Genomic DNA, 12496 nt, shown 5'->3' on the forward strand with positions numbered 1-12496 from the left:
TGTTAGCTGGAAAATGTATACGTTACATACCGAGCGTAAGGTTTATCTGGCGTTACAATATCTGCTTTAAAAGCTGATTGGTTGATGGCATCAGGGTAACCTTGCGCTTCTAGCGCTACTGCACTGTGTTTTTGAGGAAGGTAATTTCCAGTATATACCTGAAGGCCGGGCTGGTCCGTTGAGATTGTTAAGGTCAATCCTGTTGTATTGTTTGCTAGTGTTGCCACCTTATTTTTTGCCGCGTTCAGGCGATAACATTCATCATAGTCTTTAATGGGGAGTACTTTCACTAAGGCTTTTGCTTTTCGGAAATCCATGATGCCCTCTACTGACAAAAATTGGCCGCTTGGTATACCTTGGTCATCGACTGGGATGTACTCATCGGCTTCTACTTGTAAAGATAAACTTTCTAAGTGTTCCGCCCCAAGCGTAAAATACGTGTGATCACAGATGTTAATTGGGCAATCGGCATCACTGGTAGCAACAAACCGCTGAGTTAAACTATTGTCATCGTTTAATCTAAAAATACAAGAAATATCCATATTGCCAGGAAATCCTTGGTCTCCGTTTTCGCTATGAATGTTAAATGTAACCTCTTGATATCCTTCTCCTGAGGTGACCGGAGATGTATGCCAAGTCCGCAAGCCGATACCCTTAGGTCCGCCATGTAAAGTCTTGTTCGGTTCGTTCGCTTCAAGTAGAAAGGTTTGACCATTTAACTTGAAACTTGCGTTGGATATGCGATTTGCCACTCTGCCACATTTAGCGCCCATATATGCGCTGTCGGTAAGAATTTCTTCGTCGTTTTGTAGGTTCAAGGTAGTTTCTATTAACTCTCCCTTTGAAGATGGCACTTGAATCGACAAAATTCGCGCGCCAAAGTCGCATAACGTAACGGTCATTCCATGTTTATTAATTAGTTGTACTTTGTTTAGCGTGCTCATGCTGGAAGGTCATTCCTTTGTAGTGGCATATAAAATCCTAAGTGCTTGATTAGGAGGTGTTGTCTTGCTACATGTTGTTGATGTCGCATCAATCTGCATGCATTGCCGCGATCGGCGAACACACGAAGAGTACAAAGCTCATACACCTAAGGTCAACCCCAACACGGCTTAGCATTATAAACTGACTTCAATACAATTCAATGCTTTTAGCGTAATGCTAGTTATACATTTATAGTGTTAAGTGTTTGTTTTTTATTGTTTTTTGCGGGTGGTTTTGGCTGATTTTATTTCTTTTTCCGATGTCACATTGGTGACAAATGTCATGTTACATTACTGACTCTCATCACTTACCTCGTGTTTCTATCATAGGTATTCTAGTTTCAGTTTAACGATACATAAAACACTAATTCACTAAAGGAAAGAGAATGAGAACCATCAGAGATATATTAAAACGTAGCATTACTATTTGCTTATTTTTAGCAGTATCGACAGCTGTAAATGCAACTCAAGTAGACGTTAACGGTGACGTTAAAGTATTCGAGGCTTTTCACGTAAAAGTTGTCGGAGAAGGAAAGCCTGTTTTTCTTATTCCTGGCATTTCATCATCAGCAGAGGTCTGGGAAGATACGGTTGGAGTACTTAAAGGCCACTATCAACTGCACGTATTTAATCTCGCAGGGTTTGCGGGTGTACCTGCCGTTTCAACTGAAAAGCTAGGAACTAGCGTTTTGACTTATCAAAAGAATGCTATACGCACGTACATTGAAGAGCAAGAGTTAAAAGACGTCGTCATCGTCGGTCACTCATTGGGTGGTTTTCTTTCACTTTGGTTAGCGGCTGAGCAGACTGAGCAGGTGCGTGCCATCGTTAATGTCGATGGCTTACCAGCCTTAGGTGCTTTGTTCAGTAGTATGCAGAATACTCAAGATGCACAAAATACACCAAGGAATTTTGACCCAGTTGCCATGGTGAAAGGTATGGCGAACAACACAAATTGGCATCAACGTATTTTGAGTGATATGAGTAAATCTGACCAAATGACGTCTGGTCGAGCGATGGGCGAACTAATGCAATTGGATATACGTGCGCAACTTGTCGATGTAAAAATTCCGACATTGACAATTGGTGCTCCATCACAAGGTTTACCTTACACCTCATATGAGCATAGTAAACACAATTATCTGACGCAGTTGAACAATATTCCCTTAGAACACAGGAACTTAAGCTTTGCCAAAACATCTAGACACTTTGTTATGGCAGATGAGCCTGAATGGATGAATCAACAGATTAAAGCTTTTTTAGATGCTTTATAATGAAAAAGGGCGCCCGTTGGGCGCCCTAAACACGTTAGGGAGGTATGTTAAAATTGATGCATTAGCCTGCGTCGAAGAGACGACTACCAATTTCAATTCTTTTGGGCTTTTGTGCCTCAGGCACTACACGCTCTAAGTCTATGTGAAGTAGGCCATTTTCTAAATCTGCTGCAAGCACTTTTACGTTGTCTCCTAACTGGAATTTTCGTTCAAAGTTACGCTCTGAAATTCCTTTATGAAGGAATTTTCTTTCTGCCTCAGATTTGTTTGTGTCTTTTTCTGATGCACGGTTACCATTCACTTTTAGTGTATTCTCTTGAACTTCGATAACCACGTTATCTTTTGAGAAGCCGGCAACGGCCATTGTAATTCTGTATTTATCTTCGCTCAACAACTCTATATTGTATGGCGGATAGCTGGTTTGTTTTTCATGACGGCTAGCTGCATCAATCATAGATGCTAGGTGGTCAGAACCAATGAATGAACGGTATAGTGGAGATAGATCGATAGTACGCATAGTCATATCCTTTTTTACATTAAGCAATATGTTTAATTAATTTGCCCCGACAATTCGGCGGCGGTTATATATCGACCCTTTCGGCGTCGACATATAATATGTAGGTATGGATATTAAATTTTCAATGAAAAATATATAAAAAAAGATAAATTATTTTTTATGCCTTTGTTTTAAAACAGAAATTACATCCGAAAAGTTTAAGTCACTTGCTTGAAGAAGTACGCATAAATGATACATGAGGTCGGCAGCTTCATTTTTAAGTTCTTCTGTGTCTTTTACTGTCGCCGCTAGCGCAGCTTCGACACCTTCTTCTCCTACTTTTTGCGCAATACGCTTAATACCTTTGGCGTATAAGCTTGCTGTATAACTTGAGTCTGGCGCCGCATTTTTTCTGCTTGCAATCACTTGCTCTAACTCGGCTAAAAATCCAAAATCACTTGATTCAGCTGAGTTATAACAACTTGTTGTGCCTTTATGGCATGTTGGCCCATTTGCATTCGCGAGCACCAAAATGCTATCGGCATCACAGTCAGTACTTATGTCAACTAAGTCAAGTGTGTTGCCAGAGGTTTCACCCTTGGTCCATAGTCGTTCTTTGGAGCGACTAAAAAAGGTGACCATTTTAGTTTTGAGCGTTTTCTCAATCGCGGCGCGATCAACAAAGCCTTGCATCAGAATCTGGCCTGAAGTCTTGTCCTGCACAATACAGGGAATTAAATTTTGCATTTTTTCCCAAGCTAAATTCTCTATATTGTCGAGTGTAATTTTCATTTTTTTCCTTAGACTTTTTTTTGCCGGGGCTTTTAGTCAGCGTTAAATGTAATCAGACAAAATATATGCCGGCTAATTTCTCATCGTAATTTGCTGTTCTCGCAGCCACTGTTTTAATACAGGAATTTCGATAATGCCTTTATGAAATACAGACGCTGCGAGCGCGCCGTCTACGTCCGCTTGCTCGAATACGTCCTTAAAATGCTGCGTTTCGCCTGCGCCACCAGAAGCGATAAGAGGGACATCGCATGCGGCACGTACCTTGATTAGCTGCTCGATATCGTAACCTTTGCGAACACCATCTTGATTCATACAGTTTAAGACTATTTCGCCCGCGCCGCGCTTTTGTACTTCTTGAACCCAATCGACGGTCTGCCATTGAGTTTTTTGTGTACGTTTTTCATCGCCCGTAAATTGGTAAACTTCGTAATTACCCGATGCTTCATTGTAAAAGCTGTCGATACCTACCACTACACATTGCTGACCATAGGTATTGTATAATGCGGTGATAAGCTCCGGGTTAGCCAATGCTGGCGAATTAATTGATATCTTATCAGCCCCCATTTCTAAAATGAGACCTGCATCTTCAACGGTTTTAATACCGCCTGCGACGCAGAAGGGAATGTCGATGACTTGAGCTATTTTACTAACCCAGCTTTTATCCACCACACGTTTATCACTGGATGCAGTGATGTCATAAAATACTAACTCATCGGCCCCAGCTTCGGCATATTTTTGTGCTAACGGAACAATATCACCAATGATTTCGTGGTTTCTAAACTTGACGCCTTTAACTACTACGCCATCGCGTACGTCTAAACAGGGAATTAAACGCCTTGCCAGCATGATAAGGCCTCCTCCAGTGTAAATTTACCTTCTAGCAATGCGCGACCCAAAATGACGCCTTGGACGTTTGTTGGAATTAGCGCTTTTATATCATCAATGCTGCCGATACCACCTGACGCTTGCCATTGAATCATAGGATAGCTTGCCACTAATTCAGCATAAAGTGCATTGTTTGAGCCTTGTAATGTACCGTCACGGCTAATGTCTGTGCAGAGCACGTGTTTCAAGCCAAATTCAGCGTAATAGGCGATAAGTTCATCGATGCTTACACCGGAGTTTTCCTGCCAACCATGTGTCGCAACGTACTTGTTTCCTTGCTCATCAATATTTACATCAAGCGCCAAGACAATGGCATCTGGCCCGTATTTTTTGAACCATTCGGCAACCAAAACACGTTCGGATACAGCTAGCGAGCCAATGACGACACGTTCAATACCAGCATCAAGTAAATCTGTTACGTCTTGCTCTGTACGAATCCCCCCCCCACTTTGGAAACGCATGACACCGGTGGCAACCATGTCTTTTATGAGTGGAATTTGACGTTTGCTGGTGTCTTTTGCGCCAGTTAAATCGACGATATGCAAGATATCAGCACCTGCATTCGCGTACGTCTTAACGACATCTATAGGGTCATAGGTATACTCAGTTGTTTGTTCGTAGTCACCTTGATAAAGTCTTACTACTTTACCGTTAATTAAATCAATCGCAGGAATGATCATTAATATTGTTCCTCTAACAGTGCACTCTTGGCTATATAAGTAAAAAGTTTTCTAGCAACTGCGCGCCCGCATCACTGCTTCGTTCTGGATGAAATTGTACGCCAAAAAAATTGTTGCGGTGTATAGCCGCTGAAAACGGTTTACCATAATCACAACTAGCAAGTGTGTGTTCATATTTACTTACAGCATAACTATGTACAAAGTAAAAATAACTGCCGTTGCTGATGCCTTTAAATAAAGGATTTTGTTCAACAATTGATATTTGGTTCCATCCCATATGTGGTAAACGCAAATCACCGACTTGCATGCGTTCTACCTTGCCTGGCATTAAATTCAAACAAGGTGTATTGTTTGAGCTCCCCAAATCACTTTCTTCAGAATTGGACACCATAAGTTGCATACCTAAACAAACTCCCAAAACGGGTTGTGTAAGGTGTTGAATACAATCTATAAGCTGTTTACCTTGTATGCTTTTCATCGCGGCTGGCGCAGCACCTACACCGGGCAAAATGACATGATCAGCAAGTGATATTTTTTGCACATCGTCACTCACGGTTACCGCAGCACCTAAACGTTCAAATGCAAACTTTACGGAGGCAATATTCGCGCACCCTGTATTGATGACAGTAACTTTCGTTTTTGTTGTGGGCACTACAAGGCTCCTTTTGAGCTAGGTAGGTCGTCGCCTTGTTTACTGATTGCTTGACGCAGTGCGCGTCCAAATACTTTAAACAGACTCTCTACTTGATGGTGAGCATTCCCTTCACTCGTAGTTAAATGCAGAGACAAACCCATTGATTGGGCGATTGAGTAAAAGAAGTGTGGCACCATTTCGGTTGCCATTTCACCCACTGATTCTCGTGAAAATTTTGCTTCGAACTTTAAGTGCGGCCGGTTCGAAATGTCTAATATGCACTCTGCTCGGCATTCGTCCATCGGTAAGGCAAACCCAAACCGGCCAATGCCCCGTTTGTCACCAAGTGCTTTTTTTAATGCTTCACCGAGCGCAAGCGCAGTGTCTTCTACACTGTGATGATCGTCAATATGCAAATCACCATCTACGCTAAGGTTTAAGTAAAACCCACCATGGGTTGAAATTTGGTCAAGCATATGATCAAAAAAACCCAAGCCTGTGTGAATATAAGACTTTTGTGTGTTATCAAGGTTAACGTGCACTTTGATATCTGTTTCACTGGTTTTACGCACGACGTCGGCTATACGTGCTTGCTTAGTTAACTGCTCAACAATTGCATTCCAATGACATGTATCTGGACTATATTTGATGCCGACGATGCCCATGTTTTCAGCTAACTGAATATCTGTATCACGGTCACCGATGACGTAAGAGCGAGTAAAATCTATTTTCCCTTGCTGCAAATAATCTTTTACTAAACCAAGTTTAGGCTTACGGCAACTGCAATCGTCAGCGGGGAAGTGCGGACATATGAGGACATCATCAAATTTGATTCCTTGCGACGCAAAAACGGACATCATTTTATCGTGCGGCAAATCAAAATCACTCTGGGGGAAGCTGTCAGTCCCAAGGCCATCTTGGTTTGATACCATGACTAAGGCATACCCCGCATTTTGTAGTGTTAAGAGCGCAGGGATGACATTCGGCTCAAACACAAGTTTTTCTAATGAATCGAGTTGTTTGTCGACAGGTGGTTCTTCGACAAGTGTGCCGTCACGGTCAATAAAAAGAATCGCTTGTTGACTCATGCTTGTGTCCTTGATGTCTGATTTTGTGTAAATTGTTTGTTTGAAATTTCACCTTCAAAAAAGGCAAGTATTGCGTTTAGTAAACGTTCATTTTGCTCGCTGGTACCAGCGGTTATTCTGAGGCAGTTTTCTAACAAATACTGTTTTGATTGGTCGCGGATATATAAATTTCGCTCAACTAAATACTGCATTAACGCTTTATTTTGCTTATGCCTGAATAAAATGAAATTACCTGCAGTGCCGCCGACTATTTCTACGTTGTCTATTTTTTTTAACCGTGCAGCTATGTTAGCTAATTCGGCATTTAAAAGTGCCACTCTATCTGATGTTTTTGCAATACCTTCAGGGCAAAGCGCTTGTGTTGCAATTTGTGCAACTGGTGCGGGCACCGGATATGGCGCAATCACTTTCAATAGCGTAGTAATTATATCTGGCGATGCTAATGTGAATCCGCAACGAATACCCGCAAGCGCAAATGCCTTTGACAAGGTACGCAGAATCACCAAATTATTGTATTTACTCAATAGATCAACTTGGCTTTGTTGCGTTGAGAATTCGATGTATGCCTCATCAACAACTACGATGGCTTTATCTTTATATGCTTCTAACACTTGAATGATATCGGATGTCGGGACATCAGTACCTGTAGGGTTATTCGGTGAGCAAATAAATACTACGTTTACGTCATCCACAAATGCTGTAATGGATTCGAGGTCCAAACTAAAGTCTTCTCTCAAGGGGGCTTTTTTGACACCTACATTAAATGTTTCCGCACTTATTGCATACATACCATAAGTTGGTGGACAAATTAGTACGTTACTTTTGCCTGCCTGACAAAATGCACGAATGATTAACTCAATGCCTTCATCTGCGCCGCGTGTAGTAATTATTTCGCCTTTTTTTACGCCCGCATATTGCGCATAAGCTGCTAAAACTTCACTTGGCTGACAATCTGGGTAGCGATTAAATAAGCGATAGTCGATTTGCACGGCCTCAGTGTCAGGCGCTTCGTTAGCATTGAGCCAAAGCTGATCACCGTCTGCGCCTTCTGCAGAAAACAACCGGCGGGCAGATTGGTAAGGCATTAAGTCACGCACATGCTCACTCGTCAGTTGCGACAACCAATTACTGCTCATTCGCCACCTTCCATTTTATCCAATGTATCTAAACGCAGAGCAACAGCTTGTTTATGCGCATCTAACCCTTCAGCGCTAGCAAGTGTCATAATTGCAGGGCCGATGCTTCTTATCCCTTTCTTTGATAATGTTTGTACTGTGTAACGACGCATAAAATCTAATAAACCTAAACTAGAGTACGTCCGAGAGTAGCCATATGTTGGCAACACATGATTAGTGCCACTCGCGTAATCACCTGCTGATTCAGGCGACCAAGGCCCAACAAATATCGAGCCTGCATTGGCTAGTTTATCAACTAAAATGCTCGCATCTTCTGTTTGCACAATGAGATGTTCAGCCGCATAGGTGTTTGTCACCTCTATGCATTTATTTATGTCTTCGCACAAAATAAAGCGACTATTCGCAATAGAAGCTGCAGCAATGTCTTTTCTAGGCAGTTTATTTAATTGGTTCTCAAGCTCAGTAATGGTCCTAGTAATAAGTGTTTCGTTATCACTGACGAGTATCGCCTGAGAGTCTGCACCATGCTCTGCTTGAGAAAGTAGGTCAGACGCAACAAAGGCTGGATTAGCGTCTTTATCGGCTAATACGAGCACTTCAGATGGGCCGGCAGGCATATCGATTGCTGCACCATCAAATGTCTGGCTAACTTGCTGTTTTGCTTCGGTGACAAAGCTATTGCCTGGGCCAAAGATTTTATCTACTTTAGGAATCGTGTTGGTACCAAATGCCATCGCCGCAATAGCCTGAGCACCACCGCAAAGATAGATTTCTTGAATACCACATTTTTTTGCTGCATAAAGTATCTCTGGCGCGACAGTACCTTGTTTATTGGGTGGGGTACATAAAATCGCAAGTTCACACCCTGCTACCTGCGCACTAACACCTAACATAAGCACTGTAGACGGAAGAGGGGCGGTGCCACCTGGTACGTATAAACCTACACGTGCAATCGGACTATGTTTTTGCTGGCAAATGACGCCCGGTGTAGTTTCAATTTCGATATCCTTTGGATACTGCGCTTGATGAAAAAGCCGTATATTTTCGTATGCTAAATCTATGGCCTCACAAACGTCACTGCTCAAACCCGAAATTGAACTTTCAATGATTTCTTTTGGTAAGCGCAAACTGCCAAGGGACACGCCATCGAACTTTTCACAAAAGTGCTTTAAAGCATTATCCCCACTTTTTCGTACTTGAGCGATAATATCTTTTACTGTCTCTTGAAGTTGGATATTATCTTTAAGTGCCGGCCTACTGAGTGCTAGTTCTTTTTCTCGCTCAGAAAGAGATGACCACTTAGTTAGTGTAGGCATGTTTTACCCCATCATTTTTTCAATTGGCAATACCAATATTGAACTACAACCAAGGGCTTTAAGTTTCTCCATGGTTTCCCAAAATAATGTTTCTGAACTTACAACGTGGATAGCGACACGCTCGCTATCATCTGCATTCTCATGTCCGGATAATGCAAGCACAGTAGGGTTCTCAGCACCGGGCAGTAAGCTCTTAACTTGCTCTAAGTAGGCTTTTGGGGCGTGTAACATAATGTATTTACTTTCTTTCGCTTGAATTACGCCGTCAATTCGGGGTAATAAACGGCTTACAAGTGCTTGTTTTTCATCGCTTAATGCATCAGCTTTTTGTATTAATACGGCTTTAGAATTAAAGACTACATCTTCTTCACATAGCCCATTTGCTTCAAGTGTTGCGCCTGTCGAAACAAGATCGCAAATTGCATCTGCAACACCCGCTCTTGGTGCAACTTCAACAGATCCCGTTAACATGACCGCTTGTGCATTCACGTTCTTTTGCGCAAAAAATCTTTCAAGTAAGAATGGATAAGTCGTGGCGACTTTTTTGCCCTCCAGAGATTTTATATTTTCATATGCCATCTCGTTAGGCACGGCTATAGATAAACGACAGCCGCCATAATCTAGTCGGCGTAGCGTATTAAATGCGGCCTGCTTTTTTGCAGCTTGGCGTTCAAGCATTTTTTCTTCTAATTCGTTTTCTCCAATAAAACCGAGATCAACTACGCCATCCATTACCAAGCCGGGAATATCATCATCACGTACTCTTAATAGATCGATAGGCTCGTTGGTGCTATGGGCTATCAGTAAACGGTCTCGAATCTGGAGTTTAATACCAATAGCTTTGAGTAAAGCTATGCTGTCATCACTAAGACGTCCTGATTTCTGTATCGCAATACGTAATCTAGTAGAGTCGCTCATTGTTTATATTCCTTGTGTTTACTGCGTGCATATTTAGCAATTTTAGTTCAGCAATTCAGACGCCTAAAAAAAAGCCCCCGAAGTTTCCTTCCGAGGGCTTTATGTTCCGAATGCCGACTTGGAAGAAACAATACCTTCCAAGCACATACCTGAAAGGTTATGTGTTGTGATGATGATGAATGTTTGCTGTATATATATTCATTTTATCGGCGTAATAATTTTATGAGGCGCATGGTACCAGAGTTGTTGTATTTTTCAATACAACTTTTCGACATAAGTTAGCGACTTACGCTTTCTTCTACTTGCAAAATTACGTTAGTGATAGGCTCGTTTCGTTTGGACGTATTATTTTTGTACAGAAAAGTGTCGGGAATATTTACAACTTCATTGCTACGAGTTTTAACTTGTTGATCTATAAGGCTGAAATATTTGGCTCAATACTTGTATTGAGATAAGTAATTTGTAGTCTAACGGTAGTAAAAAATGAAAACTAAAAACATAAAAGTAGCCTTAGGTTTAGCATCACTATTAAGCATGAGCACAGTAAATGCATCAATCATTGATATTTCAACATCGGCAGATGCCGCGTTTGATGATGTGCTAACATCAGTATCTGCGGCAGACCAAGCATTACCTGGAGACAATCGTTCTGTTAGCGCTAGTGTCTTTGGTTTTGGTTATGGTGCCAGTGCATCTGGCAATAAATCCGGTCAATTTTTTGTTAATTCGAGCGTAAATACAAGTGGCTCTTCGTTTGCTGAGTATCAACAAACGTTTAATGTATTGAATAACACTGGTATTACGCAGGCTTACGAATTTGACTTTGAAATTCTTGGTGGTGGGTTAAGTGTTGGCTGTGACACGGGTGATGGTGACGGCGAATTTCCGGGCCCAATCGATGTAGCTACTGTTGAAAATGGGTTTGATGCGCTAAGTGACGTTGTTTTTGTTGGAGATGCATGTGCCGGCGTCTCGCTGGTTAGTTCTTATAATGCATCTATTGCGTTAAACGGCGTAGAAATTTGGAATTCGCTTGCTGCGTTATCTTATGATTCTATATTCGGGGCTAATCTTGTCACTGACGGTGAAACTCTAGGGACATACTTACCTGGCGCGAACAACTATTTTTGGAATACATTTTCATCTACAGAAGCCTTAGGCGAGCTTTTAGATGGAGAGTCATTTGAGTTAACTTATACCGTAACTTCTGAGTCGTTTGCCGTCAGCTTATTCCCTGGAATTGGTGGTGGTGATGATGAGATCTCGCCTTTCTTTGCATTTACTGGGTTTGGTGACCCTACTGGTATCGGTGCAAACGCGATTAGAACGGTTCAAGTAAATAACGTGAATAGCCCACTACTAGGAATGTTTGGTTTATTGGGTGTTTTCTCCTTGTTAGCCTTTAGGCGCTCGAAATAAAACCATTTGGGACATCTACCTTGTTAGGTAGGTGTCCATTAATCTCCTGTACACATACATCTTTACGCTCCGTCAACATACATTTTTACAATTCACTTTAGGGCCAACTAGCTTCAAAACCGCAGTTGTGATACTTATTAGTTGGTAATAAGAGTGAGGTATTAGTGAAAAATCCATTTTCATCCATTTCAAAGAAATTCAAACGTGCGATTCGTGACAAAGCGATTGGCCGAGCGAAAACCCGTATTATCATTGCAAAAAGTAAACCTGAAGACTTTTCTGCTGAAGAGTTAGAAGTGATTGTTCAAGAAGAGGAAAGTAAAATTTATTCGTCAATTCGAGAAAAAGGCCTACTTGCAGTACTTGCCGTGTTGGGTATAAATATTTTTGGATAAATAATGAATAAGCTTATTAATATTGTATTGTCTGGGTTGCTGTGGCGGCGTTATAAGTTTCTTATAGTCACGTTGTTGTTGTTAATTGTGTCAATTTTGATTGTCGGGCAAATCCATCAAGATTACGTTGAGTTTGTGCAAACGACAAAAGAGGACACAAACTTGGCAATGTCGTTCGTGCTTAAGTGGCTTAGTTGGGTGGTTCTACTTGTCGTATTTGGGTTGGCAAATCACTTCTTCAACAAAAAAAAGGAAAAGATTGACGCTTTGGATAGTGCAGGAAACTCCGCGCTATCTCGGGTGTTGCTATGGCGTAAAGATAAAGAAATCAATCGAGGTCTTGGTCTAAAAAAAGTGAGTAAAAAGGCGGAGAAAATGCCGAATGAGAATGATCAAAGAGATCCTTTCGCAGAATTAAGGGAAAAGGAAAAGTTGCGCTCTTATGCAGATTTCCTTATTCAATCCAAAGATAAAAAGTAA

Annotated in this window: 14 protein-coding genes and 1 other annotated feature; of the genes, 4 read left to right on the forward strand and 10 right to left on the reverse strand. The window is 41.5% G+C overall.

Annotation, left to right across the window (positions count from 1 at the left end; genetic code table 11):
* Window positions 1-2 precede the first annotated feature (2 nt).
* Complete coding sequence (locus QQK00_RS14660) at window positions 3-944, reverse strand: aldose epimerase family protein (RefSeq protein ID WP_284218360.1); 942 nt, start codon at window positions 942-944, stop codon at window positions 3-5.
* 425 nt (window positions 945-1369) lie between these two features.
* Here QQK00_RS14660 and QQK00_RS14665 point away from each other — a divergent pair, with 425 nt between their 5' ends.
* The gene (locus tag QQK00_RS14665; protein WP_284218361.1) at window positions 1370-2257 is read left to right on the forward strand and encodes an alpha/beta fold hydrolase; all 888 of its coding nucleotides are present in this window, start codon (window positions 1370-1372) and stop codon (window positions 2255-2257) included.
* A gap of 61 nt (window positions 2258-2318) precedes the next feature.
* On the opposite strand, the gene QQK00_RS14670 is transcribed toward QQK00_RS14665, so the two are convergent.
* The 9 genes from QQK00_RS14670 to hisG form a co-directional block, all read right to left on the reverse strand.
* A complete protein-coding gene (locus QQK00_RS14670) occupies window positions 2319-2774 on the reverse strand; it encodes an Hsp20 family protein (protein ID WP_284218362.1) in 456 nt (151 codons plus the stop codon).
* Between the two features lie 150 nt (window positions 2775-2924).
* A complete protein-coding gene (gene hisIE / locus QQK00_RS14675) occupies window positions 2925-3545 on the reverse strand; it encodes a bifunctional phosphoribosyl-AMP cyclohydrolase/phosphoribosyl-ATP diphosphatase HisIE (RefSeq protein ID WP_284218363.1) in 621 nt (206 codons plus the stop codon).
* Between the two features lie 72 nt (window positions 3546-3617).
* The gene (gene hisF, locus QQK00_RS14680) at window positions 3618-4391 is read right to left on the reverse strand and encodes an imidazole glycerol phosphate synthase subunit HisF (RefSeq protein ID WP_284218364.1); all 774 of its coding nucleotides are present in this window, start codon (window positions 4389-4391) and stop codon (window positions 3618-3620) included.
* On the reverse strand, window positions 4373-5110 hold the full coding sequence (gene hisA / locus QQK00_RS14685; protein ID WP_284218365.1) for a 1-(5-phosphoribosyl)-5-[(5-phosphoribosylamino)methylideneamino]imidazole-4-carboxamide isomerase: 738 nt from the start codon (window positions 5108-5110) through the stop codon (window positions 4373-4375). Before hisA ends, hisF begins: the two co-directional genes overlap by 19 nt.
* A gap of 31 nt (window positions 5111-5141) precedes the next feature.
* Window positions 5142-5762: an imidazole glycerol phosphate synthase subunit HisH gene (hisH, locus tag QQK00_RS14690; protein ID WP_284218366.1), complete on the reverse strand. Its 621-nt coding sequence runs from the start codon at window positions 5760-5762 to the stop codon at window positions 5142-5144.
* The gene (gene hisB, locus QQK00_RS14695) at window positions 5762-6832 is read right to left on the reverse strand and encodes a bifunctional histidinol-phosphatase/imidazoleglycerol-phosphate dehydratase HisB (protein WP_284218367.1); all 1071 of its coding nucleotides are present in this window, start codon (window positions 6830-6832) and stop codon (window positions 5762-5764) included. The genes hisH and hisB overlap by 1 nt, the downstream gene beginning before the upstream one ends.
* Window positions 6829-7968: a histidinol-phosphate transaminase gene (gene hisC, locus QQK00_RS14700; protein WP_284218369.1), complete on the reverse strand. Its 1140-nt coding sequence runs from the start codon at window positions 7966-7968 to the stop codon at window positions 6829-6831. Before hisC ends, hisB begins: the two co-directional genes overlap by 4 nt.
* The gene (gene hisD / locus QQK00_RS14705) at window positions 7965-9284 is read right to left on the reverse strand and encodes a histidinol dehydrogenase (protein ID WP_284218370.1); all 1320 of its coding nucleotides are present in this window, start codon (window positions 9282-9284) and stop codon (window positions 7965-7967) included. The genes hisC and hisD overlap by 4 nt, the downstream gene beginning before the upstream one ends.
* Window positions 9285-9287: 3 nt before the next feature.
* On the reverse strand, window positions 9288-10202 hold the full coding sequence (hisG, locus tag QQK00_RS14710; protein WP_284218371.1) for an ATP phosphoribosyltransferase: 915 nt from the start codon (window positions 10200-10202) through the stop codon (window positions 9288-9290).
* Window positions 10203-10267: 65 nt separating this feature from the next.
* Window positions 10268-10381: a sequence feature (His leader region), on the reverse strand.
* Between the two features lie 304 nt (window positions 10382-10685).
* Between hisG and QQK00_RS14715 the strand changes: the two genes are divergently transcribed.
* From QQK00_RS14715 to QQK00_RS14725, 3 genes are all read left to right on the forward strand, one after another.
* Complete coding sequence (locus tag QQK00_RS14715; RefSeq protein ID WP_284218372.1) at window positions 10686-11621, forward strand: hypothetical protein; 936 nt, start codon at window positions 10686-10688, stop codon at window positions 11619-11621.
* A 164-nt stretch (window positions 11622-11785) separates the two neighbouring features.
* Window positions 11786-12016, forward strand: a complete 231-nt coding sequence (locus QQK00_RS14720) for a hypothetical protein (protein WP_284218373.1) — start codon at window positions 11786-11788, stop codon at window positions 12014-12016.
* Window positions 12017-12019: 3 nt separating this feature from the next.
* The gene (locus QQK00_RS14725) at window positions 12020-12496 is read left to right on the forward strand and encodes a hypothetical protein (RefSeq protein ID WP_284218374.1); all 477 of its coding nucleotides are present in this window, start codon (window positions 12020-12022) and stop codon (window positions 12494-12496) included.

Origin of the sequence: Agaribacter marinus (assembly GCF_030160655.1) — a bacterium.
Lineage (GTDB): Bacteria > Pseudomonadota > Gammaproteobacteria > Enterobacterales > Alteromonadaceae > Glaciecola > Glaciecola marina.

Coding starts and splice junctions, on each gene's coding strand:
- QQK00_RS14660 (WP_284218360.1), bottom strand. CDS start 944: ATGAGCACGCTAAACAAAGTACAACTAATTAATAAACATGGAATGACC.
- QQK00_RS14665 (WP_284218361.1), top strand. CDS start 1,370: ATGAGAACCATCAGAGATATATTAAAACGTAGCATTACTATTTGCTTA.
- QQK00_RS14670 (WP_284218362.1), bottom strand. CDS start 2,774: ATGCGTACTATCGATCTATCTCCACTATACCGTTCATTCATTGGTTCT.
- hisIE (WP_284218363.1), bottom strand. CDS start 3,545: ATGAAAATTACACTCGACAATATAGAGAATTTAGCTTGGGAAAAAATG.
- hisF (WP_284218364.1), bottom strand. CDS start 4,391: ATGCTGGCAAGGCGTTTAATTCCCTGTTTAGACGTACGCGATGGCGTA.
- hisA (WP_284218365.1), bottom strand. CDS start 5,110: ATGATCATTCCTGCGATTGATTTAATTAACGGTAAAGTAGTAAGACTT.
- hisB (WP_284218367.1), bottom strand. CDS start 6,832: ATGAGTCAACAAGCGATTCTTTTTATTGACCGTGACGGCACACTTGTC.
- hisC (WP_284218369.1), bottom strand. CDS start 7,968: ATGAGCAGTAATTGGTTGTCGCAACTGACGAGTGAGCATGTGCGTGAC.
- hisD (WP_284218370.1), bottom strand. CDS start 9,284: ATGCCTACACTAACTAAGTGGTCATCTCTTTCTGAGCGAGAAAAAGAA.
- hisG (WP_284218371.1), bottom strand. CDS start 10,202: ATGAGCGACTCTACTAGATTACGTATTGCGATACAGAAATCAGGACGT.
- QQK00_RS14715 (WP_284218372.1), top strand. CDS start 10,686: ATGAAAACTAAAAACATAAAAGTAGCCTTAGGTTTAGCATCACTATTA.
- QQK00_RS14725 (WP_284218374.1), top strand. CDS start 12,020: ATGAATAAGCTTATTAATATTGTATTGTCTGGGTTGCTGTGGCGGCGT.